This window comes from Nitrospiraceae bacterium, from assembly GCA_035623075.1.
In the GTDB taxonomy this organism is placed as follows: Bacteria; Nitrospirota; Nitrospiria; order Nitrospirales; family Nitrospiraceae; genus DASPUC01.
Genome location: DASPUC010000026.1, coordinates 1 through 24,142, shown reverse-complemented (window position 1 = coordinate 24,142; position 24,142 = coordinate 1). Strand labels below are relative to the sequence as shown.

28 protein-coding genes are annotated in these 24,142 nt (G+C 55.6%); 18 read left to right on the top strand and 10 right to left on the bottom strand.

The window, feature by feature from the left end; genetic code table 11:
* Nucleotide 1 precedes the first annotated feature (1 nt).
* From VEI50_08670 to VEI50_08610, 13 genes are all read left to right on the top strand, one after another.
* Complete coding sequence (locus tag VEI50_08670; GenBank protein ID HXX75190.1) at nt 2-502, top strand: hypothetical protein; 501 nt, start codon at nt 2-4, stop codon at nt 500-502.
* 3 nt (nt 503-505) lie between these two features.
* Nucleotides 506-1,519, top strand: a complete 1,014-nt coding sequence (ruvB, locus tag VEI50_08665; GenBank protein ID HXX75189.1) for a Holliday junction branch migration DNA helicase RuvB — start codon at nt 506-508, stop codon at nt 1,517-1,519.
* Between the two features lie 199 nt (nt 1,520-1,718).
* Entirely contained in the window at nt 1,719-2,795 is a 1,077-nt protein-coding gene (gene pheA, locus VEI50_08660) for a prephenate dehydratase (GenBank protein ID HXX75188.1), read from the top strand.
* Between the two features lie 4 nt (nt 2,796-2,799).
* Nucleotides 2,800-3,879, top strand: a complete 1,080-nt coding sequence (hisC, locus tag VEI50_08655) for a histidinol-phosphate transaminase (GenBank protein ID HXX75187.1) — start codon at nt 2,800-2,802, stop codon at nt 3,877-3,879.
* Nucleotides 3,880-3,901: 22 nt separating this feature from the next.
* Nucleotides 3,902-4,915, top strand: a complete 1,014-nt coding sequence (gene aroF / locus VEI50_08650) for a 3-deoxy-7-phosphoheptulonate synthase (protein HXX75186.1) — start codon at nt 3,902-3,904, stop codon at nt 4,913-4,915.
* Nucleotides 4,916-4,968: 53 nt separating this feature from the next.
* A complete protein-coding gene (locus VEI50_08645) occupies nt 4,969-5,862 on the top strand; it encodes a prephenate dehydrogenase/arogenate dehydrogenase family protein (protein HXX75185.1) in 894 nt (297 codons plus the stop codon).
* A gap of 6 nt (nt 5,863-5,868) precedes the next feature.
* Nucleotides 5,869-7,191: a 3-phosphoshikimate 1-carboxyvinyltransferase gene (aroA, locus tag VEI50_08640; protein ID HXX75184.1), complete on the top strand. Its 1,323-nt coding sequence runs from the start codon at nt 5,869-5,871 to the stop codon at nt 7,189-7,191.
* Nucleotides 7,192-7,216: 25 nt separating this feature from the next.
* Nucleotides 7,217-7,918 carry a (d)CMP kinase gene (cmk, locus tag VEI50_08635; GenBank protein ID HXX75183.1) on the top strand — a complete coding sequence of 234 codons (702 nt, stop codon included), beginning with the start codon at nt 7,217-7,219 and terminating at the stop codon, nt 7,916-7,918.
* A complete protein-coding gene (locus VEI50_08630) occupies nt 7,915-8,571 on the top strand; it encodes a lysophospholipid acyltransferase family protein (protein ID HXX75182.1) in 657 nt (218 codons plus the stop codon). Before cmk ends, VEI50_08630 begins: the two co-directional genes overlap by 4 nt.
* 54 nt (nt 8,572-8,625) lie before the next feature.
* Complete coding sequence (locus VEI50_08625; protein ID HXX75181.1) at nt 8,626-10,341, top strand: 30S ribosomal protein S1; 1,716 nt, start codon at nt 8,626-8,628, stop codon at nt 10,339-10,341.
* An 89-nt stretch (nt 10,342-10,430) separates the two neighbouring features.
* Nucleotides 10,431-11,327 carry a signal peptide peptidase SppA gene (sppA, locus tag VEI50_08620; protein HXX75180.1) on the top strand — a complete coding sequence of 299 codons (897 nt, stop codon included), beginning with the start codon at nt 10,431-10,433 and terminating at the stop codon, nt 11,325-11,327.
* Nucleotides 11,328-11,386: 59 nt separating this feature from the next.
* Entirely contained in the window at nt 11,387-11,665 is a 279-nt protein-coding gene (locus tag VEI50_08615; GenBank protein HXX75179.1) for an HU family DNA-binding protein, read from the top strand.
* Nucleotides 11,666-11,682: 17 nt separating this feature from the next.
* Nucleotides 11,683-12,684 (top strand): PCP reductase family protein, encoded by a 1,002-nt coding sequence (locus VEI50_08610; protein ID HXX75178.1) that lies wholly within the window; start codon nt 11,683-11,685, stop codon nt 12,682-12,684.
* Between the two features lie 170 nt (nt 12,685-12,854).
* Here the strand turns inward: VEI50_08610 and VEI50_08605 are convergent, their stop codons facing one another.
* Nucleotides 12,855-13,175 (bottom strand): hypothetical protein, encoded by a 321-nt coding sequence (locus tag VEI50_08605; GenBank protein ID HXX75177.1) that lies wholly within the window; start codon nt 13,173-13,175, stop codon nt 12,855-12,857.
* Between the two features lie 240 nt (nt 13,176-13,415).
* On the opposite strand from VEI50_08605, the gene VEI50_08600 reads away from it, so the two are divergent.
* The 4 genes from VEI50_08600 to VEI50_08585 are packed head-to-tail and all read left to right on the top strand — an operon-like array spanning nt 13,416 to nt 16,076.
* Complete coding sequence (locus VEI50_08600) at nt 13,416-14,609, top strand: VCBS repeat-containing protein (GenBank protein HXX75176.1); 1,194 nt, start codon at nt 13,416-13,418, stop codon at nt 14,607-14,609.
* Nucleotides 14,610-14,662: 53 nt separating this feature from the next.
* Complete coding sequence (locus tag VEI50_08595) at nt 14,663-14,935, top strand: hypothetical protein (protein HXX75175.1); 273 nt, start codon at nt 14,663-14,665, stop codon at nt 14,933-14,935.
* A gap of 24 nt (nt 14,936-14,959) precedes the next feature.
* Nucleotides 14,960-15,148, top strand: a complete 189-nt coding sequence (locus tag VEI50_08590; protein HXX75174.1) for a hypothetical protein — start codon at nt 14,960-14,962, stop codon at nt 15,146-15,148.
* A 22-nt stretch (nt 15,149-15,170) separates the two neighbouring features.
* Nucleotides 15,171-16,076, top strand: a complete 906-nt coding sequence (locus tag VEI50_08585; GenBank protein HXX75173.1) for a D-alanyl-D-alanine carboxypeptidase family protein — start codon at nt 15,171-15,173, stop codon at nt 16,074-16,076.
* A gap of 158 nt (nt 16,077-16,234) precedes the next feature.
* On the opposite strand, the gene VEI50_08580 is transcribed toward VEI50_08585, so the two are convergent.
* Nucleotides 16,235-16,771: a hypothetical protein gene (locus VEI50_08580; protein ID HXX75172.1), complete on the bottom strand. Its 537-nt coding sequence runs from the start codon at nt 16,769-16,771 to the stop codon at nt 16,235-16,237.
* A 427-nt stretch (nt 16,772-17,198) separates the two neighbouring features.
* On the opposite strand from VEI50_08580, the gene VEI50_08575 reads away from it, so the two are divergent.
* The gene (locus tag VEI50_08575) at nt 17,199-17,567 is read left to right on the top strand and encodes a group 1 truncated hemoglobin (GenBank protein HXX75171.1); all 369 of its coding nucleotides are present in this window, start codon (nt 17,199-17,201) and stop codon (nt 17,565-17,567) included.
* 52 nt (nt 17,568-17,619) lie between these two features.
* Here VEI50_08575 and VEI50_08570 read toward each other — a convergent pair whose 3' ends face one another.
* From VEI50_08570 to VEI50_08535, 8 genes are all read right to left on the bottom strand, one after another.
* Nucleotides 17,620-17,913, bottom strand: a complete 294-nt coding sequence (locus VEI50_08570; protein ID HXX75170.1) for a hypothetical protein — start codon at nt 17,911-17,913, stop codon at nt 17,620-17,622.
* 27 nt (nt 17,914-17,940) lie between these two features.
* Nucleotides 17,941-18,249: a hypothetical protein gene (locus tag VEI50_08565; GenBank protein ID HXX75169.1), complete on the bottom strand. Its 309-nt coding sequence runs from the start codon at nt 18,247-18,249 to the stop codon at nt 17,941-17,943.
* A 140-nt stretch (nt 18,250-18,389) separates the two neighbouring features.
* A complete protein-coding gene (locus VEI50_08560; protein ID HXX75168.1) occupies nt 18,390-19,646 on the bottom strand; it encodes a Glu/Leu/Phe/Val dehydrogenase in 1,257 nt (418 codons plus the stop codon).
* A gap of 3 nt (nt 19,647-19,649) precedes the next feature.
* On the bottom strand, nt 19,650-20,426 hold the full coding sequence (gene lipB, locus VEI50_08555) for a lipoyl(octanoyl) transferase LipB (GenBank protein ID HXX75167.1): 777 nt from the start codon (nt 20,424-20,426) through the stop codon (nt 19,650-19,652).
* Nucleotides 20,423-21,493 (bottom strand): trypsin-like peptidase domain-containing protein, encoded by a 1,071-nt coding sequence (locus VEI50_08550; protein ID HXX75166.1) that lies wholly within the window; start codon nt 21,491-21,493, stop codon nt 20,423-20,425. Before VEI50_08550 ends, lipB begins: the two co-directional genes overlap by 4 nt.
* 121 nt (nt 21,494-21,614) lie before the next feature.
* On the bottom strand, nt 21,615-22,871 hold the full coding sequence (locus VEI50_08545) for a sigma-70 family RNA polymerase sigma factor (GenBank protein HXX75165.1): 1,257 nt from the start codon (nt 22,869-22,871) through the stop codon (nt 21,615-21,617).
* Nucleotides 22,872-23,178: 307 nt separating this feature from the next.
* A complete protein-coding gene (locus tag VEI50_08540; GenBank protein HXX75164.1) occupies nt 23,179-23,925 on the bottom strand; it encodes a slipin family protein in 747 nt (248 codons plus the stop codon).
* Nucleotides 23,926-23,935: 10 nt separating this feature from the next.
* Nucleotides 23,936-24,142: NfeD family protein (locus VEI50_08535; protein ID HXX75163.1), on the bottom strand; the 207-nt coding region annotated here is incomplete at its 5' end.

Genomic DNA, 24,142 nt, shown 5'->3' with positions numbered 1-24,142 from the left:
CATGACCACGCACGTCACACACAGCCATCTTATCCTTCGAGTCGTAATGGGGTTGATGCTCAGCGTCGGCTCGGGCCTGTGGGGATTCGCAGGGGCGGAGGAACCCGAACCCCCTAAAGCCACGCATAAGACCTGCGGGAAGTGCCCTGATGGATTTGCGTTGACCGGAGTCACAGAAGCACCGGGCATTTGCAAAGATGGAGATCCGACGTTGGTTCAGTGTGTACCGCTGGGTGCCAACATTTTGCCCGTGTGCGGATCCTGCCCGACCGGGTATGTCGAAATCGGTAGCTCCTCCGTGCCGGCTCGCTGCGGGAAGCAGGATGGCGGGCGCCTGTCTCAGTGCCAGCTCCAGAAAATGGAGCTGAATCTGCCAGATCCCACCCAAGGAGGCAAAGTGTGTCCGCCTGATTGCGGCAGCACGCAGACGCCGGGACAGGGTGCGCTTCCGCCTCCCCCCCGATTTCTTCCGACTCCTGAAAAACAAGAATCACAACAGTGAAAGATGACTATGGCCGACCGCATGGTGAGCACGCAGTTAAGTGATGAGGAGCGGAATATGGAGAACGTGCTCCGACCGCAGAGTTTGGCGGAGTATGTCGGCCAGGAGCGGATGAAAGAGTCCCTTCGTATTTGTGTCGAAGCGGCGAAACAGCGTGGGGAGGCACTCGATCACGCGATTTTCTATGGCCCGCCCGGTCTGGGTAAGACGACCATCGCCCACATCATCGCCAAAGAAATGGGTGCTTCACTTCGGTCGACCTCTGGTCTCGTGCTGGCCCATGCCGGCGATCTCGCCGCTGTCCTGATGAATCTCCAAGAGCACGATGTCCTCTTCATCGACGAAATTCATCGCCTTCCCGCGTCCGTCGAGGAAGCCCTGTATCCGGCAATGGAAGACTTTCAGCTCGACCTGGTCGTAGGACAAGGGCCTGCCGCACGGACCGTCAAGCTCGACTTGCCCCGCTTTACCTTGGTAGGAGCTACCACCAGAGCCGGGGCCTTAACGTCTCCCCTCCGTGACCGCTTCGGTCTCGTTCATCGGTTGGAATTTTACTCGTCTGACGAACTCTGCACCATTGTGACTCGCTCCGCCGGTCTCCTCGGAATTCCTATTGAGCATGACGGGGCGGCGGAGATTGCGCGCCGCGCCAGGGGGACGCCTCGGATCGTCAATCGATTGATCAAACGCGTTCGCGACTATGCTCAAGTGAAAGCGGAGGGACGCATCACGAAGATGGTAGCTCAAGAAGCGCTCGTATGGCTCGGCGTGGATACAGCTGGGTTCGATGAGATGGACCGAAAAATTCTCGTTACGATCATTGAAAAATTCGGTGGAGGGCCGGTGGGAGTCGAGTCTCTTGCCGCAGCAGTTCAAGAGGATAAAGGAACGCTGGAAGATGTGTATGAGCCTTATTTGATTCAGGCAGGATTTCTCGAACGGACCGGCCGTGGTCGACAAGTCACCAAACTAGCGCACGACCATTTCAAAGTTCCGACCTCGCTTCTCTTCTCATAGGGAATCCGTGTCATTGGGCTCGAGATGTATTCAGGAAGGGCGAAGAACCGATCGGCCTCGATCGCGCAAGTTCCTGAAACACTGAGGATCTCCTTGCATTTCCGACGGTGGTTCTTGTATGATTTCTTGTTTTTCCTACACCTGTCTACCCTCTGGACGATCGTCCAACTCATGAGGTGCGGGTGGAAGGGGTCCGCGCATGGCCGGAGACCTTTCCGACTACCGGAAAGAAATCGATCGGATCGATGACGAGATTCTTCGTCTTCTCAACGAACGGTCGAAGAGTGTCATCGAGATTGGCAAGCTGAAGAAGCAAAAGGACGCCGGCGCCAACCTCCATACCCCTGCCAGAGAAGCCGCAATCATTGACCGGCTCACGCGCCAGAGCCAAGGACCGTTCCCGACTGAGGCGATCCGTTCGGTGTACCGAGAAATCATGTCCGCCTCTCTTTCGCTCGAGGGGCCGCAGAAGGTAGCGTACCTTGGGCCGCGCGCTACATTCACACATATGGCCTGTATGCAAAAGTTCGGCTCCTCCGCGCAATATATTCCCGTGAACAGTATAAAAGACGTCTTTAGCGAAGTCGAGCGCGGGCGAGCGCATTTCGGCGTCGTGCCGATCGAAAATACGACGGAAGGTGTGGTCAACCACACACTGGACATGTTCATCGATTCGAATCTGTTGATCTACGGGGAAGTGTTGCAGGAGGTGTCTCATCATCTCTTGTCAAAGTCGGGCGTAGTCGACGAAGTGAAGAAGATCTATTCGCATCCGCACGCGATCGCCCAATGCCGCAACTGGCTGGAGACGAATCTTCCGCACGTTCCCGTCTCTGAGGTGGCCAGCACCGCACGGGCCGCGGAGATCTGTGTAGACGATCCTACAGCGGGAGCAATTGCGTCCGAACTGGCGGCACAACTATACGGCTTGAAGGTTATCAAGAGCCGAATCGAAGACAACATGAACAACTTTACGCGGTTTCTTGTCCTCTCGCAAAAACCGCCCGAACGAACCGGGAAGGACAAGACGTCACTGATGTTGTCCGTAAAGGACAAGGTCGGGGCCCTGTATGACTTGCTTCGACCGTTCGCTTCTCACGGGCTGAACATGACGAAGATCGAGTCGCGTCCCTCCCGTCGGAAGGCCTGGGAATACATTTTCTTCGTGGATGTCGAAGGGCACATGGAAGAAGAACGTGTGAAGAAAGCGATAGAGGAAATCAAGAGTCGCTGCCTCTTCATGAAAGTGCTCGGTTCGTATCCGTCCTACAACTAACGTCATGACACTCAGAGTTCACCCAGACATCGCATCGCTCAGTCCTTACGTGCCGGGGAAACCGATTGAGGAATTGCAACGGGAACTGGGGCTGGCGCGCGTGATCAAGTTGGCCTCCAACGAAAATCCCTTGGGCCCCTCCCCGAAAGCGCTCGCCGTGCTGGCGGAAAGCGCCGCTACGCTTCATCGCTATCCCGATGGCGGGGCGTACCGCCTTCGTGAGGCGCTGGCGGATCGGTGGAAAGTGACGCCCGACCACGTCATTCTCGGAAATGGGTCAGATGAAATTCTCGGCTTGCTCGCACGGACCTTCTTATCCCCGGGGGACGAAGCCATAATGGCGGACCAGACCTTCGTCATCTACAAGATGGAAGTGACGGCCGCTCATGGAAGGGCTACGGTGATCCCGCTGACACAGTGGCGTCACGATCTGGCGGCGATGGCAGAGGCGATGACCGATCGGACGAAGCTTCTGTTCGTATGTAACCCCAACAATCCCACGGGAACAATGGTCACTGGTACGGATGTCGCGCGACTCATGGAGCGGGTCCCGTCCCACGTCATTGTCGTCTTCGACGAGGCCTACTATGAGTATGTCCGGAGTACACAATTTCCGGAGTCGATGGCCTACGTCGAGCAGGGTCGGAATGTGATCGTGCTTCGCACGTTTTCAAAAATTTACGGTCTTGCCGGATTGCGGATTGGCTATGGGATCACAACGCCCGAGATCACAAATTTCTTGAATCGCGTGCGGCCCCCGTTCAATGCGAATTCTCTAGCCCAGCGCGCGGCATTGGCTGCTCTAGGTGACGACGAGCACGTGGCAAGAAGCCGGTCCGTGAATGGCGCCGGGATGGGACAGATGGCCGTGGGGCTGAAGACGCTCGGGTTCGAGGTCGTGCCGAGCGAGGCGAACTTCCTGTTTTTCGACGTGGGTCGGGACGGACGTGCAGTCTTTGAAGCGTTGCTGCGAGAAGGCGTCATCGTTCGCCATATCGAAGGCCCCATGTTGCGGGTCACGATCGGCCTAGAAGAAGAAAACCAGGCCTTCTTGGAGGCGTTGAAGCGCGTACTCAAGAAGTGAAGAAGAGAGACATGAGGGGACCATGATCATCGTGTTGAAACCAGAAGCGACGGAACGAGAAGTTGATCACATCATCGATCGGTTGCGCGAGTTGGGTCTGAAGTCGCAGCTCTCGACCGGCCAGGAGAGGACCATCATCGGGGTTATCGGTGATGATCGGATATTGCAGAACCAGCCGCTGACCGCATTGCCAGGGGTCGAAAGCGTGTTGCCCATCCTCGCTCCGTGGAAGTTGGTCAGCCGCGAGTTCAAGCGTGAGGCAACGATCATCGATGTCGGAGGCGTCAAGATCGGAGGGAAGAAGCTGGCAATCATGGCGGGTCCTTGCGCCGTGGAACGCTTGGAATTGACGGTCGGAATCGCACATGACGTCAAAGCAGCCGGAGCGACAATCTTACGCGGCGGAGCGTACAAACCTCGCACATCGCCCTATTCATTCCAGGGATTGGGGCGCGAAGGACTCGATTACCTGATCGAGGCGAAGAAGCAGACGGGATTGCCGGTGGTGAGCGAAATTCTGGACACCCGCGACATCGAACTGTTCTTGGAAAAAGCCGACATCATTCAGATCGGCGCGCGGAACATGCAAAACTTCGAATTGCTGAAGGAGGTTGGGGCCTACGACAAGCCCGTCCTACTCAAGCGAGGGTTATCCGCTACGATCAAGGAGTTTCTTCTGTCGGCGGAGTACATCATGTCGCGTGGAAATCGGAATGTCATGTTGTGCGAGCGGGGTATCCGGACCTTTGAAACTCAATACCGGAACACGCTCGATCTCGCGGCGATTCCTACTTTGAAAGAATTGTCTCATCTGCCCGTGATCGTCGATCCAAGCCACGCGACAGGTCGTTGGGATCTCGTGGCTCCGATGTCGAAGGCGGCTGTGGCAGCCGGCGCGGATGGGTTGTTGATTGAGGTTCATTCGAACCCGGAGTGTGCCCTGTGCGATGGTGAAGAATCCATCAGGCCGAACAAATTCAAAGAACTCATGCAGGAATTGCGGAAGATTGGGGAGGCGGTGGGACGAGAGGTGTAAGCCGCCGCCCCGGCTTTCGAACCCCATCTTGTCCTTCCAGACAGTAACATTTCATGACCGTTCATTTCACTCAGGTCACCATTGTCGGCGTCGGTCTTATCGGCGGCTCGCTCGGTATGATTCTCAAGCGAAAAGGGTTGGCGGATCGGGTCGTCGGTGTCGGGCGTCGAGTCGAAAACCTTAAGAAAGCGGTCGAGCTGGGCGCGATCGATCGCTATGTCGTGGATTCCGCAGAAGGGGTACGAGAGGCGGAACTTGTCGTGCTGGCAACGCCCGTGGATACCTATGAACGCCATCTGAAAGAATGGGCCTCCTGTCTCAAAGCCGGTGCCATCGTGACAGACGTCGGGAGCGTGAAAGGACGATTGGTGGAACGTGCCGAGGGGGCCCTGCCTCGCGGCGTGCATTTTGTGGGAGCCCACCCGATCGCCGGGAAGGAAAAAACCGGCGTGGCCGCTGGGACGCCTCAGTTATTTTCGGGCGCACGCTGCATCATCACACCGACGAACGCAACGGATCCGGAGGCGCTGGCGCGGGTGCGAGCCTTGTGGCGGGAGACGGGCTCCAAGGTGCTGGAGATGGATCCATACGAGCACGACAAAATTCTCGGAGCAGTCAGCCATCTGCCTCACGTGGCAGCCTTCGCATTAATCAATGCACTCATCGATCTGCGGGAGCATCTGATTCCGTCGCTCGACCTGGAGGGACACTCGGGTGGCGGGTTGCGCGATACCACGAGGATTGCTGCCAGCTCCCCGGAAATGTGGCGGGACATTTTTCTTTGGAATCGCGACAACATTGTCGCGTGTATCGAAGCCTACGAACAGTCGCTGGCCCGGCTGAAGCAATTGATCAAATCGGGTGATGTCGCCGGAATAGAAAAAGAATTGGAACGCGCGAAACAGGAGCGGGAGAAGTTCGCAGCCCAGCCTCCCTCGAACACATAGGAACCAATGGCATCGCTAACTATTACACCAGGACGCTCGCTGAAAGGGACGATCTCGGTCCCGGGTGACAAATCCATCACCCATCGGGCGGTCCTCCTGACGGCGTTGGCCGATGGTGTTAGTACGGTCTCGAAGTATTGCCGTGGCGAGGACTGTCTCAACACGATACGAGCCTGTCAGGTGCTTGGCGTGCGGATTGAGGTGTCCCCGGACACGTTGCGGGTTCATGGGAAGGGCCTCTGGGGATTGAGTGAGCCGGTAGCTCCGATTGATTGCGGCAATTCCGGCACGGGGATCCGACTTCTCACGGGTCTTTTAGCCGGACAGGACTTCTTTACCGTCCTCACGGGTGATGACTCGATCCGTCGTCGCCCGATGGGTCGGGTCGTGAAGCCTCTTCGGGAAATGGGCGCTGTGATTGCGGGACGTAAGGGTGGCGAGCTTGCTCCGTTGGCCGTCACAGGGAGTAAGCTCCGGGCGATCTCGTATACGTCACCGGTCGCGAGTGCCCAAGTCAAGTCGTCTCTCTTACTCGCGGCATTATTCGCTCAAGGCACGACTCGAATCACGGAACCCCGCCTCTCCCGAGACCATACGGAGCGCATGTTTCAGCACTTCGGGATTCCGCTTCGTCGTGAAGGACTGACGATTTCGCTGGATGGACGCCCCACAGTCGGTTGGAATGCCGCTTCTGAATTGATCGTCCCAGGTGACTTATCAGCTGCAGCGTTCTTTCTCGTCGGAGCCAGCATTGTGCCCGGATCGGATGTCACGATCAAAGGGGTAGGGGTTAATTCCACGAGAACGGGCCTGCTTGAAATCCTGACAAGGATGGGCGCGGACATTCAACTCCTGAATCGTCGGGAGGAGGCGGGAGAACCAGTTGCAGACCTCCGAGTGAAGTCGGCAGCACTCCACGGGGTGACCGTTGGAGCCGATCTCATTCCCCAGACGATCGACGAATTCCCCATTCTCTGTGTGGCTGCTGCGGTCGCTGAGGGTCAGACGGTGATTTCCGGAGCAGAAGAGCTCCGGGTTAAGGAAAGCGATCGCATCGCTACAATGGCAGTTGAACTGAGAAAGATGGGCGCGCGCGTTGAAGAACGGCCAGACGGGATGATAGTCCTAGGGACAGGACGGCCAAAGGAAAACGGTCGGTTGACCGCGGCCGTCTGCCAGAGTCACGGGGATCACCGTGTCGCGATGTCCCTGGCCATTGCCGGCCTGACCGCTGTCACGAATAGCGTAATTGATGATACTGCCTGCATTGAGACATCATTCCCAGGCTTTCAATCCAAGCTATTGGAATTATTGACTAAAGATGATTAAAGGCGAATAATTATGAGGGTTTCGCGTGGGGGAGAAAGCTAAAGCGAAAAGTGGAAAACTCAACCGGATGATTGTTGCGATCGATGGTCCAGCCGGCGTTGGGAAGAGCACCGTTGCAAAATTGCTGGCTGCACGACTGGGATATCTCTATCTAGATACGGGGGGGCTGTATCGAGCAGTTGCCTGGAGTGTCCTTCACCATGGTGTGGACCCGGCCGAGTCCGAGGCGGTCGAATCGCTGCTTCCTGAAACATCGGTTCAGATGCTGTTCCAGAATGGATCGGTCAAGGTCTTGGTGAACGGGAAGAACGTGACGGACGAACTTCGCACACCAGCAGTGTCGGCTGCTGCTTCGATCGTCTCGGCTATTCCAGCGGTGCGGGCCTGGCTGCTGCCGGTTCAGCGTCAAATTGGGAGTGCTGGCGCGGTGGTTGCCGAAGGCCGTGACATCGGGACAAAGGTATTCCCTCAAGCAGGTGTAAAGTTTTTTCTCGAGGCCGACGCCGATGTCCGGACACATCGGCGGCATCGAGAATTGGTCGCGGCTGGACATACCGGGGCCCTCGAACAGACCAATGCCGACTTGATCGGGCGTGACACCAGGGATCGGACACGGGCAATCGCGCCCCTCGTGGCGGCTGAGGATGCGCTGCACATTGATACGTCGACCTTGACGGTGGAGGCGGTGGTCGATCGTATGATGGCTGCGATCGCGGCCAAATTGTGAGTTCAGTGACCTATGGAGTTCTCTGGATTCTGGTCAGGACGGTTGCACGGTTATGTTTTCGATTTCAAGTTGTCGGGCAAGTGCCGAAGACCGGCGGCTTCATCGTCGCGGCAAATCACGCCAGTTATCTCGATATCCCGCTCTTAGGATGCGGGATGCGACGGCGGGCGTGGTATTTGGGACGAAGTGATTTGTTTCCTGTCCGGGGAGTGAACCAAGTGTTGCAATGGCTCGGATGGATTCCGTTGCGGCTTGGGCGCTTGGATCGGGATGCATTCGGGAAGGCTGTCAGCTTAATCAGGGAAGGCAAGGTCGTCGTCATCTTTCCAGAAGGCACCCGCACCGATGATGGGCAATTGCAACCGGCTAAAGCAGGGATCGGGATGATTGTGGCGCAAACAGGGTGCCCGGTCATTCCCGCGTACTTGAAGGGAACCCATGAGGTATTGCCGGTCCGAGCAAAGTGGCCGCGGTTCCGTTCGGTGACAGTGACATACGGAGATCCGATTGCATTTGTTCCTGCGCGAGAAAATGGCGAGGGGAAAAAGTTTTATCAGGAGGTCAGTCAGACAGTGATGGATCGAATCGCCGCGCTCGGAGGAGTCGAGCCGCCGACCCGTCACGACACAGCCGGAACCCGCAGCGCTGAGTGAGTTCCGGTTTTTTACTATCAGCACCCGACTTGTTCGGAAGAGTAGGAAGACCCCATGAGTACGGTTTCGAACCAGAGTGACCAACAGTTGGATCGTGCCGCATTGGCGGCCCTCTATGAGGAAACATTCCGTAACCTCGAGGAGGGCACCATCACGGAAGGCCGCGTTGTGGCCTTGACCAAAGACAAGGTAGTTGTGGACATCGGATATAAATCCGAAGGCATGATCCCGAGCGATCAATTTTCCGCCGAAGAGCTCCAACAGATTAAGGTCGGCGATCGTCTTCAAGTGTATATCGAAGAATGCGAAGACGCGGAGGGTAATCTAGTTCTCTCCAAAGAAAAAGCCGATAAAATGAAGATTTGGGAGGAACTGGAGAAGCTGCACAAGGAAGAAAAGAGTATTGAAGGCAAGATTATTTCCCGAATCAAAGGCGGCATGATGGTGGACATCGGCGTCAAAGCGTTTCTCCCGGGTTCGCAGATCGATTTACATCCGGTACGCGATCTGGATGGTCTCGTCGGTCGCGTCGTGCCGCTCAAGATCATCAAGATCAATCATCGCCGCGGCAATGTGGTGGTGTCGCGCCGGGTTCTCTTGGAGGAGACTCGCGACAAGAAGCGGCAGACAACCTTGTCGACGTTGAAAGAAGGGCAGTTGATTCACGGGACCGTCAAGAACATCACGGACTACGGGGCCTTCATCGATCTCGGCGGCATCGACGGCCTGCTCCACATCACCGATATGTCGTGGGGACGAGTCGGTCATCCCTCCGAAATGTTTACCGTCGGTGACCGGGTTGAGGTGACGGTTCTCAAGTATGATCGGGAGACAGGCAGGATTTCGCTGGGTCTCAAGCAGAAAACCGCGGATCCATGGACCAACGTAGCGAACAAATATCCGATCGGCACTCGTATCAAAGGACGCGTAGTCAGCCTGACGGATTACGGAGCTTTCGTGGAAATCGAACCGGGCGTGGAGGGCCTGGTGCATGTGTCCGAGATGTCTTGGACACACGAAGTCCGCCATCCGTCCCGCGTGGTATCAATTGGTGACCAGGTCGAGGCAGCCGTGTTGAACGTGGACCCTGCCAGCCGCAAGATCTCTCTGGGCATGAAGCAAACCGCCCCCAATCCCTGGAATATGGTGGAAGAGAAATATCCCGTTGGAACCAGGATTGAAGGCAAAGTGAAGAGCCTCACCGATTTCGGCGCATTCATTGGTTTGGAGGAGGGGATCGACGGCTTGATCCATATTTCCGACATGTCGTGGACCAAGCACGTCAAACATCCATCCGAGCTCTTTAAGAAGGGGCAGAAAGTCGAGGCCGTTGTGCTACGCCTTGATAAGGAGAAGGAACGGCTGTCTCTAGGGTTCAAGCAGTTGACGCGTGACCCCTGGGATGATGAGATTCCGAGCCGCTACCGAGTCGGTGATGCGGTCAATGGTAAGGTCAGCAAGGTAGCGGACTTCGGAATTTTCGTCGAATTGGGGGGTGGGGTTGAAGGGCTGATTCATGTCAGTGAAATCGGTCTTGACCATCACGTCAAGCTCGAAGAGAAATTTAAATTGCAGGACGACGTGGCAGCCAAAATTATCAAAGTGGATCGCGAGGAACGGAAGATCGCACTCAGTCTGCGTGACCTACAACTCGATTCGGAGCGCCAGCAGGTCGACGAGTACCACGCTGCGCAAGGCGCGTTGGATCAGAGCTTGGGACGTGCGGCGAAACAGAGCCGTAAACGCGGGCAGGCTGAGGACGAGAAATAGTCAAGGCAACGCAGCCTCGCTCGAACATTTGTGAGCGAGGGTTGTGGCCTGATGGCTCAACGTATCGGACTCATGCTCGCGAGTGACACATGAGTGAAGAACATTCGGGCAAAAAGACCAAATGGAGCGCTTGGCGTATCGTGCGTTGGGTGCTCGGCGGCGGGATTCTTCTGCTCGTGCTCATCAATCTCTTCTTCCCGGATTTGGATTTATCGACCGAGGACCGGATCGCACTCGTGCGCATCGAAGGGGTCATCCTCGATTCCCAAACGACCGTTGGAGAGTTGAAACGGTTCGGAGAGAACCCTTCGATCAAAGCGATCGTCTTGCGTATCGACAGTCCCGGTGGCGGCGTCGTGCCGTCGCAGGAAATCTACGATGCTGTGCAGCGTGTCCGGAATAAGAGCAATAAAGCTGTTATCGCATCGATGGGGACGGTTGCCGCGTCAGGCGGTTATTATATTGCTGCCGCCACCGATCGAATCCTGGCCAACCCCGGGACGTTGACCGGAAGTATTGGTGTCATTATGGAGATGGCCAATATCGAAGGCCTCCTGAAGAAAATCGGAGTTGAAGGAGTAGTAATAAAGAGCGGGCGCTACAAAGATGTCGGCTCACCCCTCAGGAAAATGAGCGACGAGGAACAGGCTTTGCTGCAATCTGTCATGGACGATGTCCACAAACAGTTTATCGAAGCGGTCGCCGCCGGCCGATCTCTCGAAGTGGCCGACGTCAAAGCGCTTGCCGACGGGAGGATTTTCACCGGCCGACAAGCCAAAGATGCGAAACTGGTCGATGAGTTGGGTAATCTCGAAGACGCGATTCAGCTTGCCGCGGACCTCTCTGGGATCGAAGGGGAACCGAAAGTCGTGGAGCCTCGCCGAAGATTTTCTATCAGGGAGTTGTTGGAGTCGCGGTTACCCACGTTGTTCCCCCAGTTGGATTTTCACTCGGGTGTCAGTCTGAAGTATCTCATGGCGTACTAGATGTTGGTCTCGAGCAGTTGATCATCGATGGCCAAATTGATGAGAGGAGGGAATTCGATATGACCAAGGCGCAGATTATCGAGCGAGTCTCGGAACAAGTCGCCACGTTGACGAAACGTCAGGCGGAGGTCGTGGTCAATACGATTTTTGATTGTGTCCGAGATTCATTGAAGAACGGCGACAAGACGGAGATCCGGGGCTTCGGCAGCTTTCGTCTGCGGGCGCGTCGGATGAAAGAAGGACGGAACCCCAAGACCGGGGCCACGGTGGCGGTCCCGGCCAAGAAGGTTCCCTTCTTCAAAGCCGGCAAGGAATTGAAAGAGTTGCTGAATTCATAGCGAAGGACATCGGAATCATGAGTTCTTCCGAACCGAACGAAGCAGTCGCAACCGACGTACGGTGGACTGATGGGGCATTAAAACGTATGGAGCGCGCTCCAGCGTTTCTGCGCGGAATGGTTCGTCGTCTTGCCGAGAAAAAAGCACGCGAACTAGGTTATACCGAAATCACCGAAGAGACCCTCGACCAATTCAAGAGTCAAATGATGGGTCGAATGGGTGGTGAAGCCGGTATGGCGGCGGCAGCCGACCAAATGGAGCAGGGAAATCTGCCGTGGACGGCGGCAGCAAAAGAGCGGCTCGCCACGGTTCCCGAGTTCATGCGCGGCATGATTAAACAGATAGCCGAGGAGATCGCACGAGAACGCGGGCATCTCGAAGTAAACGTTGATCTGTTCGAACGGGTCGAAGCGCTGGGCGATCTTCGAGAAGCGGAAGGTCCGCCGCTCGAGTGGACGGAGGGAGCATTGGCTCGACTTCAGGACAAGCTTAAGCAGTCTCCTCCGATCGCCATCGAGTTTGTGACGGACATGCTCAAGAGAGACACTGAGGATCTTGCCCGAGAAAAGGGTATGACGCTTATCGATGAAGCAACGCTGCTGGCGTTATGGGGGGCACCGCAGGAACGGGTAGCCTGGACGGATGAGGCGTGGAAACGGTTGCAGACATCGCCTGATTTTGTGCGGAGCGGAATTCGAAAGGCGGCGGAACGGCGAGCCCGCAAGCTCGGTCTCAAAGAGATTGACTCGGACCATCTCACCACGTTTCGAAATCAAGCGATGATGAAAGCTGTCAAGCGCATCCGCTCCTTTGGCTACAATGAGCTGACGTTTGACGCGTTTGACACGGCGATGGAAAAAACCAAGCGTCTTCAAGGCAATGAGCAGGCGGAGAAGCGTCTCCAAGAGATTCGTGGACATTTCGCTGATCCGAATACGAAAAAGCCGGAAGGCGGGACCCTCGGGGCCGAACTCATGAATCGGTTTCGTCGGTACCTTAAGGGTGAAGGAACGCTCTAAGATCTTCTCGTCCTATCCTCCTGGTAGACTGACCCTCCGGATTTGAGCCTCTACCGACTCCGACAATAAGCATATGTTTCACGCACCATGATCCTTTGTAGGACCGAGTCGGATCGTCGAATGTCCGAAAGATAAGGAAGGGATTGAAACGGTTCAACCCCTTCCTCAGATTAATGAGCAGCCGGTTGCTGTGGCCAGAATTTGTGGCGGATCTGGGGAAGTGGCTCGTTGTCGAAGTTCGGAATATCGTAGAGACACCGGTCGATCGTGGCAATTTCTTCCTCGGTCAATTCGAGCGTGACTTTCTTCTTCCAAAATTGGTCGAGCGTAAAATAATCTGCTCCCTGCGGTTTTTCGGCCAAGAGCGCCTTCATCTTCTCAAAACCTGCGGTGTCCACACCAGGCACACGACCTTTGTTTCGATCGTGGCACCAGTGTAGGACTTCAGCGACTCCGTACATCGTCAACGGTACCTTGACCATGTTCCCCATGACAATCCTCCTTCAAAAGAATGACATTCTACCCTAGACGGTTCGCAAGTATCAAAGCCTCTGAAGGCGCTCAAAGACTCGCAATGGGTAGTTCTGAAATCGGGTTGGGCGGCCGGTTGATTGCCAGGGCCAGGAGTGGTCTGTATACTGCCGAAACTCTTTTGGCGGTGACTGGAAAGGGATGCCGCGCTCGTACGAGGGGAACCGTGAACAACTCGGTTTTTGCGCGAGGAGTTGAGTATGACGGCGAGAGTGCAGAGAGGCGATAGTCGTCTTCCAAGGATGCTGATCGTGGCGTCGATTTTCTCCCACCTGCTAACGGGAGGATGTTCGAAACAAGACCCCTATGTTCCTCCGGATTTGTTTTATTACTTCGCCAGTTACAAAGTTGGGAAAAATCCGACAACAGTCAATCCTGTAGATCTCAATCAAGACGGCATCACTGATCTCGTCACCACGAATATCGGCAGCAATACGCTCTCGATCTTGTTAGGGAATGGGGACGGGACCTTTCGTGATCAGATACAGCTTCACGTGTGCCGAGAGCCTCGTTCAATGGCGGTGAGTTTATTCAATCGAGATCAGTATCCGGACGTCGTCCTCGCATGCTCCGGAAGCGACGAAATCGCCGTCCTTTTCGGGCGCGCTGATGGGAAATTGGACGAAGGTCCTCAGTATCCAGTGCATCGCACGCCGGTTGCCATTACAAGTGGTGATCTCAACGGTGATCAAGTCCCTGATCTCGTCGTGGCACTCCGGAACGACAAGGTGAAAGTGTTTTTGGGAACAAGCGCAGGAGAATTTCAACATGGAGCGCAATACGAATATGGGGATACGCCGACATCGGTGGCGTTAGCCGATTTGAACGGCGATGGGAAGCTGGACCTCGCCGTCACCAACGGTGGACCGATGTCAAATGCAGTCTCAATCTGGATCGGGAATGGAGACGGAACATTTCGAGGTCCGACGGACTATCGGAGCGGGAAACGTCCGCTGGGGGTGAGCTTCGGAGACTTTAACGATGATCGAGTCCAAGACATGCTGGTCATCAATGGTGAACGGGACAGCTTTACGACGTTCTTAGGCAAAGGTGACGCCACATTCCAAGCCGGTCGCGATTCCGGTGCCGATGCCGGGCCGAACTTCGGGCTTGCCAGAGACTTCAATGGCGATCGCCGCGCAGATGTCGCGATCGTGAACCTGCAGTCGAGCGATTTGTCCATTCTATTTGGCCGAGGGGATGGGACATTTGAATATCCCCCAAGAAACTATCGAACGAAGGCCGGTCCTTTTGCTGTGGCAGTCTATCGGGTGACGACGAAAGAAGCCGAAGAACCTGGTCTCGTGACAGCTGACAATGGAAACGGATCCGTCTCCGTTTTTCTCCATCGAGGCTTGAAAACCGGGCGTGTTCCGGCTTCCGATGCTCGATGACGAGCAGGTGACAGGCACACGCAGATCGATGGAGGAACGAATCCGCCGTCTGCTTGACAGCCCTAAGACCCTCGGCTAGAGTGGCCGTCAGGGGCGGGTTCAAGGCCTCTCAACGGCCTGCGGCGTGGGTGCTCGTGAGATCCTTTACGTGGTGGTTTGCGATCGGAGCGCTGCTCACTCTCTCTGTGCTGATGGTGCAGGGTGGCGTCCGTGACCTTTTTGATGGGACACATCCCCATGGTGGGTACTTGTCGTTTGGAACGACAATCCTCGGCGGGGGACTTCTGGCCGGTTGTGTCGCATTGGTCATGAATCGGATTCGATAACTGGTCATTCTCGAATGGGGACGGATGGATTGTCTTAAGTGCAAAGGGTTTATGATGGTTGAGCGTCACTATACGCTGATGAATCGCCGACTTTATGCCCGCTGCTTGAATTGTGGGTTTTGGATTGATCTTGCTGATCTGCTTCGCTTCTTTCATAAGGTCATCGACAGCGGTTTCCGAGGTTCAAAGGTGCGGGAATCGTTCACGCTCTAAACTGTACGCTAGGGACTCGGCGATGCCACTGACAATATCTGCCCTGTTGCGACTCTTTCTGGGTGCCTTACTCCTGCTTATGTCGTGGGGCGTCACAATCTTGTCACCCTCGACGGCATTGGCAGAAAAGGACCGGGTTTCTGCTTCGCAGGCCCATCCCATGTTCGCAGATGGGCGCCCTCTCCCATGGCGAAAAGTTCCTGCTCACAGCATTCTCCTCAAGGAATTGAATAGCGGGCGCATCCTTTATGAGCACGAGGCGGGAAAGCGTTTGTCTCCCGCCAGCTTAACCAAGATCATGTCGGCCCTGGTAATACTTGAACTAGGACGGCTGGACGATCAGGTGACGGTCAGTAAAAATGCGGCCCGTGCACACAAGACTCATTTGAGGTTGAAGCCGGGTCAAGTGTTCCGTCTGGAGGACCTCCTCAAAGCGATGCTGATCGTGTCGGCGAACGACGCCTGTCTAGCCGCGGTCGAGCATGTTGGTGGTGATGAAGACCAGTTCGTCGCGCTGATGAATGCCAAGGCCGCCGCCCTAGGCCTTGGAGATACGCATTTCAGCAATGCATGCGGATTTGACGGACTCGACCATTATTCTACAGCGGAGGATTTAGCGCAATTGAGCCAAATCGCGCTTCAACAGCCGACCTTCCGCCAGTTGGTTCGCGAAGAACGTTCGATCATCGTGCCGGTCAACGGTTATCGGCCCTATGTGCTTCACAACACGAACCGGCTCCTCGGTCGCATTCCCGGGGTTGAAGGGATCAAAACCGGCTTTACTTCCAAAGCAGGACGATGTCTCATTGCCAAAGTTTCCCAGAATGGAAGTGATCTCCTGCTGGTCATCCTTAACTCCAACCGTCGCTGGGACACAGCGAAGAACCTTATCAACTTCGGGCTTCAGGCGAACTCCTTCATCCATTGATGCCCGGACAGTTCCTCTGTCGCGATCAACGTGGAATAGTGGAATTGCGGGAGAGAGTCGCGGAGGGGAAAAACCTGTACGGTCGGGTTATTCGTTAAACCGAGAGTCGGAATCCAGTTTTGTGCGCCCGCGTCGGTCAGACTCCAGAAACAGCGATCTTAGCGCTGCATGGAGAATTCGACGTTCACGTCTTTCCCAAGATAGTTGACCACAAACCCCTGTTTGTCATAAGCCAACACGGCGCCCATTACGTTTTCGTCCCCATATTCTTCCTGGCCTAGCAGTTTCCGCACGTCCTCAGGGCTTTCGCTGTTCAACACATTTCGGAAGATGCCACGCGTCTTATAGGCAAAGCGGTTATTGATAAAGATCAGGTCGACTTTCCCATCTTGAATACGGACGCCGGCCATCGGGCCTGTCGGTTTTCGCTGATCGAGTAAGAAGATAAACAAAGCCTCTTGCTCGACCTTGATGCCGGGAATCTTTTCGTTGATGAGGATATCTAAGGCTTTGGCTTCGGGATCCCCCAGCTTTACTCCAAACAGGGCGATTTCAGAACTCTTCACTGTTTTAGGGTCCATCACATCATTTTTACTCAGCTCATAAGCTTCTCCATAGCCCGGCACATCCCATCCGACGAGAACAGCTACGATCAGGCTGCTCAACATCACCACTCGCACCATCATCATTCTCATTGATTCCTCCTGGTTCCTGCTTCGATGGATGGATCAGTCTTCAGGGGTGTTGGCGATTGTGGCGGGCCATCCAACGCCGCTCATTCTAACGAAGGCCTATTCAACTTGCAAGGAAGTGATAGGGGCTGCAATGGGAAGCAGGCCCGCTCAGCGTGATGTACGTGCATAGAGGGGACGCTCAGGCGCGTCGCAGACCCCGACGAGATGAGGAGAACTGTGTCATAGTCATGAGCTGTGTCATCGCGGTTCGACAGCGTGCAGCAAATTCCTTTGTCGCACGACTTTGGTATCGGTTCGCAAGGGGGGACTCATCCGGATTATTATTCATCGAGGAGATGTTTGAGTGAGGTCATTCCTGCGTCTATCGACAAGGCTGGTTGGAGCTGGAGTCTTGTTGGCTCTCATTTGTTGCTCAGAACCAGGGCCCATGCCAGTTGGGAGATCTTTGTATGATCGGTTGGGAGGCAAGACGGCCATATCCGCCGTGATCGATCAATTCGTTGTGAATGTGGTGGCGGATACAAGGATTAACGCACGGTTTGCGACTGCGGACATTCCGAAGCTGAAAGGACATCTGATCGATCAAGTGTGCATGGCGATGGGAGGTCCCTGCACCTACAGTGGTCGTGACATGAGAACCACGCATGCCGGGATGAAGATTTCAAACGCGGATTTTAGAGCGCTGGTCGAAGACCTGACCAGAGCGCTGGATAGATTCAAAGTTTCGGCAAATGAAAGGGAGGAATTGCTCGATCTTCTAGCGCCCATGAAGAAGGATATTGTTGAAGTTCCCTGAACTTGTGAAGCAGGGCACGGTCTAATTCGCCCACTCCGCTCCTTATCGAGCATCAACCGGGATCGGATGGGGCGAGCAGGAGAGAACCTAATTGTCGGAGACGTTGAAAGTATTGTTGAGAGGCTTCGTCCAGTTCTTCCGCAAGGGTATCAAGGTCTGCCAAGCAATCTCCAACGATCGTACGGCGTTGGGGATCAAGTCCTTCGGGGTTATCGAGATAGTACACGACACATCCGCTGATCACTGTGTCAAGAGTCATCAAGGGTCCTTCCTGGTGGCTGTTGAGGCGAGGCCAGCGTTCTAGCTTGTGGGCTTCCCAGAGCGAGACGATCGTGTTTCGGGTCATCTGATCTGTTCCTAGTCTGGGGCGTTGCTATGAGCCGCTGATCCACCCTAACGCATGGAGTAGCAACGTCGCAAGGGTGCAGAGACCAAGACCCCCAAAACGGTAGTCCACATCATCACGGCTGAGACACCAATCAAGGACACGGGCTCTCCAATCGGAAGGCCCTATCGCCAAAAAGAGTCCTTTCACGATCATGACTCCCGCCGTCACTATCCACAGCGGCTGGTAACGAAGATTATGTCCCGCGGTCAGGATGATTCCCCCACCAATTACGGCGAGCCACTCCCAGCGCAAGATTGTCGGTGATTCCGCGAGGGTCTGGCGAAGGTGTGTCATAATGAATTGAGGAACTAGGAGCAAGAGTAATCCGTCCGCGAACCAGATGCCGGCAATCGTGGCTAGGGCGTAATCTCCCACAAGATTCAGTTAGTTTTCGTCTTCCGAGCGGGCCCCGCTGGGTGAGGAGAAGTCAGATTTCACGGATACAATCCTCTTTGCAGATGCGCCTGAGCGACCTTGTCGATACCGCTCATCAAAGCAGCCATACGCATCGAGGTCTTTTGGGTTGTCGCAAACTGGAGAGTCCGGTGAAACGCTGAACTCTGTATCTCTTGAAGCCGCTCTTGAATGTCTTTGGCCTTCCAGAAGAAACGCTGAACGTCCTGGACCCACTCGAAGTAGGACACGATCACGCCACCCGAGTTGGCAAGAACATCCGGAAGAATAAAAACACCCTTGTCTGCAAGGATCTGATCAGCCTCCAGCGTCGTCGGACCGTTCGCTCCTTCCACTAGTACGCGGCAGCGGAGCTGTGCGGCATTACGTGTGGTGATTTGCTCGGAGAGTGCAGCAGGCACCAAGACTGTGCAATCGAGTTGGAGCAATTCTTCATTGGTAATCGCATCACCCAGTTTCGTGTCTTTGAGCGGTTCCCCAGCTGTCTTGTATCGGCGGAGCAGTTCCGGGATGTTGAGCCCAGCCGGGTTGTAGAGTCCTCCGGTCACGTCACTGACCGCTATCACACGAGCCCCGCACTCTCGCATGATCAGAGCCGTGTGCGAACCGACATTCCCGAATCCTTGAATCGCGACCGTGGTATTCCGGACATCAATCTTCAAGTGACGCAAAGCTTCAAGCGTAATGTACACCACTCCGCGGCCAGTCGCCTCTTCCCTCCCCAGGCTTCCCCCAATCGATAGCGGCTTGCCTGTGACAACACCAGGGACTGCATACCCGACTTGCTGGCTATAGGTGTCCATGATCCAGGCCATCACCTGTGCGTCGGTGCCGACATCAGGCGCCGGCACATCTTTCTCCGGTCCAATCAGAGGGAAAATCTCTGCGGCGTAGCGGCGGGTCAACCGTTGCAGTTCTGCTCGAGACAACCGTTTGGGCGAAACTTTCACGCCACCTTTCGCCCCACCGTACGGCAAATCAGCCAGCGCACATTTCCACGTCATCCACATGGCCAGGGCGGCAACTTCTCCAAGATTCACGTCGGGATGGTAACGAATGCCGCCTTTTGAAGGGCCACGCGACGAGTCGTGCTGAACACGGTAGCCGGTAAAGACCTCGACACGTCCGTCATCCATACGAACAGGGAGGCTGACAACCAACGATCGTTGGGGAAGTTTCAGGCGCTCGCGCAGATTCTTATCGAGGTTCATCGCTTCTGCCGCGCGGTCGAATTGCGCCACAGCAAGTCGGAATGTCGGCGTGTCGAGTTCATTCATGTTTCACCTCGCTGGTCCCATCTCTTCGAGCGGCCCACTCATTCCCGAAGTCCATTCACAATTGAACGCATGTGAGAAGGTCTGTCGCAACGCCGACCGTACAGCAGCGAGCGGCACCGTCGAACCGATTGCTTCCGCCATCGAGGTCACGCGACAGCCTGCAAGCCCGCAGGGCACGATTCGAGAAAAAGGAGACAGGTCCATGTCGACATTGAGGGCAAATCCGTGGAGGGTCACGGCTCGTTCAATCCGGACTCCGATGGCCGCGATCTTGGCCTCTTGTTCAGGGAGCTGCACCCACACTCCTGGCTTCTTGTCTACGCGATAGCCGTGAATCTTCCAGAATCGGAGCGTGTCGATGATCACATCTTCGAGCAGTCGCACGTATTGTCGTGGCCCTGAGGCATAGTGAGTAAGCCGGAGGATGGGATATCCAACCAGTTGTCCTGGGCCATGGTAAGTCAGAGCGCCTCCACGGTCGACCGGATGAATCTGTGGACCAGAGGCGTGGAGGTCTGTCTCTCCACACCTCCAGTGCGAAGCTTGGGAGGTACGACCCGCGGTAAATACGGGCGAGTGTTCGAGAAGCAGCAGCGTGTCCGGCCGACGATCAGCGACCCGATCCTCATGCAGCTGCTTCTGAAGCTTCCAGGCATCAGCATAAGGAACTGGCTCGGTAAACTCGCATATGGCCGCCGACCGAGTTGCATCGTGAGGCGAGCGCGTGATCACTCTCTCGAGATGGTCATCGATGGAGGTGGTCAGGTGAGTCTGAGTCACGAAGTTGCCTTCGGTAATGTCGGCTTCGAGATTGTGATGATTGACTGACCTGCCTTTCCCTGAATTGTCAGCTGGATGGTAGGCTGGTCCCCCGTGCGCCGCAGTGCATTCCAGAAATCCCCCACGTTATAGAGCTGGTGATGATCGAGCGCGGTAATGATATCGCCCTGTTGTAGACCCGCAAGCGCCGCAGGTTTGGTGCCGTCAACGTTCAGGACCAAGACGCCCCGGTCGCCTTCAAGACCAAAACTGGCCATGATGCTCGGAGTGAGCGTGACAGGGGTAAACCCTAATTCCGGGCGGAGCACAGTGCCTCGCACAATCATCGACTGAATGTGCGGGTAGATGGCCTCCATCGAAATCGCGTAGCTGATCGCCTGAGCAGACGGGGCGATGATGACATTGATCCCGATCACTTGCCCTGAAAGATCAACCAGTGGGCCACCACTATTACCAGGATTGATGGCTGCATCCGTTTGAATCAGGTCGTAGAGGGATTCGCCGTCTGGAGTGAGGACGGAACGATCAAGAGCGCTGACGACACCGACGGTGACGGTGGGCCCACCTCTCATGGCGAGGGGATTGCCGATAGCCACGACGGCTTCCCCGATGTTGAGTGATGGAGCCGGGCTCAACGTGGCTGGGACTAAGTCCGGGGCAGTGATTTTGACGAGGGCAAGGTCGAGCAGAAAGTCACGGGCCACGACACGTCCTGGTGTGAGACGACCCGTCGAGAGGCCGACCACGAGACTTTTGACGCCTGCCACGAGATGGTTGTTGGTCAGAATATATCCGTTCTCATCAATGATTAATCCAGAACCCGAACCGGATTGACCTTGCGAGGGAGTTGCAGGTACTCCCCGGGTGAGGATTGTCACGACGGAAGGACGAACTTTTTCCACGACCGCGGGAACAGAGAGAGACTTACCCTCTTGCGGTGGGAGCGGAACACCCGGATTGGCCCAAACGACGGGGCTGTCTAGTGATGCGGCGAAAAGGAACAGAAGGGCAAGAAGCGAAAGAAAAGAACTCGACTGGTATGCCTGCCTCGCGGTTGCGTTCTTCATCAGGTCTTGGACGATAGAGCCAAGCCCATTCTCTCATAAGTTTTAGCGAGGGGAAAGTCGAGAATATTAAAAGGGCGAGGACTCAGTGTCCTCGCCCTCTCGGCGGTCGGATAGACCAGACTTATCTGATTGCAGCAAACATCTCTTTGACTTCCGGCGTCTTGAGTTTCTTCAGCGCCTTCGCCTCGATCTGCCGGATTCGTTCGCGCGTCACTGAAAGACTCTGTCCTACTTGTTCGAGCGTCCTGGGTTGATCCTGCCCAATTCCGAAGCGGAGACGAATCACCATTTGTTCGCGCGGAGTAAGTGTTTCGAGAATCCGGTCGAGCTGGTGAGTCCGTTCCGTCCGATGAACGTATTCATCTGGCGATACAGCCTGGAGGTCAGGCAGCAACTCTCCAAATTCCGTGTCACCGCCTCCAACCAGGTGTTCGAGCGCGACCGGTTCCTGAAACGCCTGCACAGTTTCATGAAGCCGGTCCGGTCGCATCCGTAGGACTTGGGCGATCTCTTCCAGGCGTGCCGGACGACCGAGCTGTTGTCCGAGCCGTCTGGTGACGCGGAGAATGCGGTGTGACGCTTCTGTTTGGTGGACGGGGATTCGGATCGTTCGAGATTGGTCGGCCAGTGCACGTGTGATGCCTTGACGAATCCACCAGGTCGCATAGGTGCTGAATTTGAATCCTTTGCGGTACTGATACCGTTCGGCTGCCTTCATCAATCCGATATTTCCTTCTTGGACCAGATCCAACAATGTCAGTCCCCGACCTGTGTAACGTTTGGCTACATCAACGACGAGGCGGAGATTGCACCGGACCAATTCATCCTTGCCTTTCTCGAGAATCCCGCGCGATGACCGCAGGGAAGCCAGGCATGCCGTCAATTGTTTGGTGAGCATCCGTGGAACTTTGGTCGGCTGAGGGCCTGACGTGATGACACGTTGCAAGCTGTGTTCCGCCTGGTCGAGCGCGGTGGCGGAAAGCCCGCTCAAACGACGGACTGCCTGGAGCGTTCGCTGGGCATCGAGCAGCATGTCGGATCGTTTCACTCTCCCAAGCAATCGCAAGGCCTGGTGTAACGTCGCACGAATGGTTCTGGTACCGTAATCGATTTGTTTCGCCAGCGCGACTTCTTCCTCTCGTGTGAGAAGCGCCCGTTCCCCGAATGATCGGAAGTACAATGATTCCAAAAGAAACGGACCATTCGACGATCTGTCGCTCGCCTTGGCGGACAGGCGTTCTTGCTCGTTCTTCGCTTCGGCTGAATCGCGTTCAATCACATCGAGGAGGTCACTGGCCTCCGCATCATCCGCATCGACATCTTTCGGAACCTGATGTTGATTTTCGGTGTCGCCGTTGGAAATCAGCTCATCATCCATGGTGACAATCCTCCTCTCGCAGCCTCGCGCCCTCTCCCCGCTTTGGGGGAACCCAGAAAATGACTTCATGACTGCTATAACGTAAGAGCCACTTCGCGGTTGATTAGATTCAAAGGCTACTCGTCGTTTCTACGTTCTACTACGCAGCAATTCTTGTGCTGGATGGATGATGAGAACCGGAGCCCTCGATCAGTCGGAAAACTCAGGACTATTAGAAAAGCTTAATGAGGAATGCCAAGGTATTGATGGGGCAGCGTTGCCGCAGGTGTGGAAATCTAGCTACGGGGCGAATGGCCCATTCAGCACGCTACTTTTGGCCCAGCCATTTGAAGAAGGGAGCGATGGTATCGATCGGAATGGGGAAGATCGTTGTGGAGTTCTTTTCTGCAGCAATTTCCACGAGCGTTTGCAGGTAGCGCAGTTGCAGCGCCGCAGGATTCCGGCCGATGACGTCGGCCGCATCTGCCAGTTTTTGAGCGGCCTGAAACTCGCCCTCGGCATGGATGATCTTGGCACGACGCTCCCGTTCCGCTTCAGCCTGCCGCGCAATGGCGCGTTGCATTTCCTGCGGAAGGTCGACGTTCTTGACTTCTACCGCGCTGACTTTGACGCCCCAGGGCTCGGTTTGCTGGTCGATGATGCGTTGCAACTCGGCGTTAATCTCTTCGCGCTTGGCTAGCAAATCATCCAGCTGGCTCTGACCGAGGATGCTCCGCAGCGTTGTCTGGGCGATTTGCGAAGTGGAGTAGAGATAGTCTTGGACGGCCAAAACAGCGCGTTGCGGATCTACGACGCGCAGAAAAATCACCGCGCTCACTTTGACGGAAATGTTGTCGCGTGTGATGATGTCCTGAGAGGGAACCTCCATGGTAACGATTTGGAGATTCACACGGACCATTTGCTGCAGGATCGGGACGACGATTCGGATCCCTGGTCCTTTCACTATGTGAAATTTCCCGAGGACGAATACAACCAAGCGTTCGTATTCCATGACACGCTTGAAGCTGACGTAGATCAGTAGGAGGAACAGGAACAGCGGAATCAACAGTGGCATTGTGATCTCCTCACGGCGATGATCTCTGTGGTGGTGCAACAGTGAGGGTCAGTCCTTGAACGGATCTGACCTCCGCTTCTTCTCCTCGCTTGATCGGTTCTCGGCTGACCGCGTCCCAGATTTCTCCGTGCAGTGTCACCTGACCATGTGGCGTCAGGTCGGTTGTTGCGATTCCAATTGCGCCGATCATGCCCTCCATGCCCGTCACCGGGCGGCG

Excerpts from the sequence above, each read along its gene's own strand:
- VEI50_08670 (HXX75190.1), top strand. The coding sequence starts at position 2 with ATGACCACGCACGTCACACACAGCCATCTTATCCTTCGAGTCGTAATG.
- ruvB (HXX75189.1), top strand. The coding sequence starts at position 506 with ATGACTATGGCCGACCGCATGGTGAGCACGCAGTTAAGTGATGAGGAG.
- pheA (HXX75188.1), top strand. The coding sequence starts at position 1,719 with ATGGCCGGAGACCTTTCCGACTACCGGAAAGAAATCGATCGGATCGAT.
- hisC (HXX75187.1), top strand. The coding sequence starts at position 2,800 with ATGACACTCAGAGTTCACCCAGACATCGCATCGCTCAGTCCTTACGTG.
- aroF (HXX75186.1), top strand. The coding sequence starts at position 3,902 with ATGATCATCGTGTTGAAACCAGAAGCGACGGAACGAGAAGTTGATCAC.
- VEI50_08645 (HXX75185.1), top strand. The coding sequence starts at position 4,969 with ATGACCGTTCATTTCACTCAGGTCACCATTGTCGGCGTCGGTCTTATC.
- aroA (HXX75184.1), top strand. The coding sequence starts at position 5,869 with ATGGCATCGCTAACTATTACACCAGGACGCTCGCTGAAAGGGACGATC.
- VEI50_08625 (HXX75181.1), top strand. The coding sequence starts at position 8,626 with ATGAGTACGGTTTCGAACCAGAGTGACCAACAGTTGGATCGTGCCGCA.
- sppA (HXX75180.1), top strand. The coding sequence starts at position 10,431 with ATGAGTGAAGAACATTCGGGCAAAAAGACCAAATGGAGCGCTTGGCGT.
- VEI50_08615 (HXX75179.1), top strand. The coding sequence starts at position 11,387 with ATGACCAAGGCGCAGATTATCGAGCGAGTCTCGGAACAAGTCGCCACG.
- VEI50_08610 (HXX75178.1), top strand. The coding sequence starts at position 11,683 with ATGAGTTCTTCCGAACCGAACGAAGCAGTCGCAACCGACGTACGGTGG.
- VEI50_08605 (HXX75177.1), bottom strand. The coding sequence starts at position 13,175 with ATGGGGAACATGGTCAAGGTACCGTTGACGATGTACGGAGTCGCTGAA.
- VEI50_08600 (HXX75176.1), top strand. The coding sequence starts at position 13,416 with ATGACGGCGAGAGTGCAGAGAGGCGATAGTCGTCTTCCAAGGATGCTG.
- VEI50_08590 (HXX75174.1), top strand. The coding sequence starts at position 14,960 with ATGGATTGTCTTAAGTGCAAAGGGTTTATGATGGTTGAGCGTCACTAT.
- VEI50_08585 (HXX75173.1), top strand. The coding sequence starts at position 15,171 with ATGCCACTGACAATATCTGCCCTGTTGCGACTCTTTCTGGGTGCCTTA.
- VEI50_08580 (HXX75172.1), bottom strand. The coding sequence starts at position 16,771 with ATGAGAATGATGATGGTGCGAGTGGTGATGTTGAGCAGCCTGATCGTA.
- VEI50_08575 (HXX75171.1), top strand. The coding sequence starts at position 17,199 with ATGCCAGTTGGGAGATCTTTGTATGATCGGTTGGGAGGCAAGACGGCC.
- VEI50_08570 (HXX75170.1), bottom strand. The coding sequence starts at position 17,913 with ATGACCCGAAACACGATCGTCTCGCTCTGGGAAGCCCACAAGCTAGAA.
- VEI50_08565 (HXX75169.1), bottom strand. The coding sequence starts at position 18,249 with ATGACACACCTTCGCCAGACCCTCGCGGAATCACCGACAATCTTGCGC.
- VEI50_08560 (HXX75168.1), bottom strand. The coding sequence starts at position 19,646 with ATGAATGAACTCGACACGCCGACATTCCGACTTGCTGTGGCGCAATTC.
- VEI50_08550 (HXX75166.1), bottom strand. The coding sequence starts at position 21,493 with ATGAAGAACGCAACCGCGAGGCAGGCATACCAGTCGAGTTCTTTTCTT.
- VEI50_08545 (HXX75165.1), bottom strand. The coding sequence starts at position 22,871 with ATGGATGATGAGCTGATTTCCAACGGCGACACCGAAAATCAACATCAG.
- VEI50_08540 (HXX75164.1), bottom strand. The coding sequence starts at position 23,925 with ATGCCACTGTTGATTCCGCTGTTCCTGTTCCTCCTACTGATCTACGTC.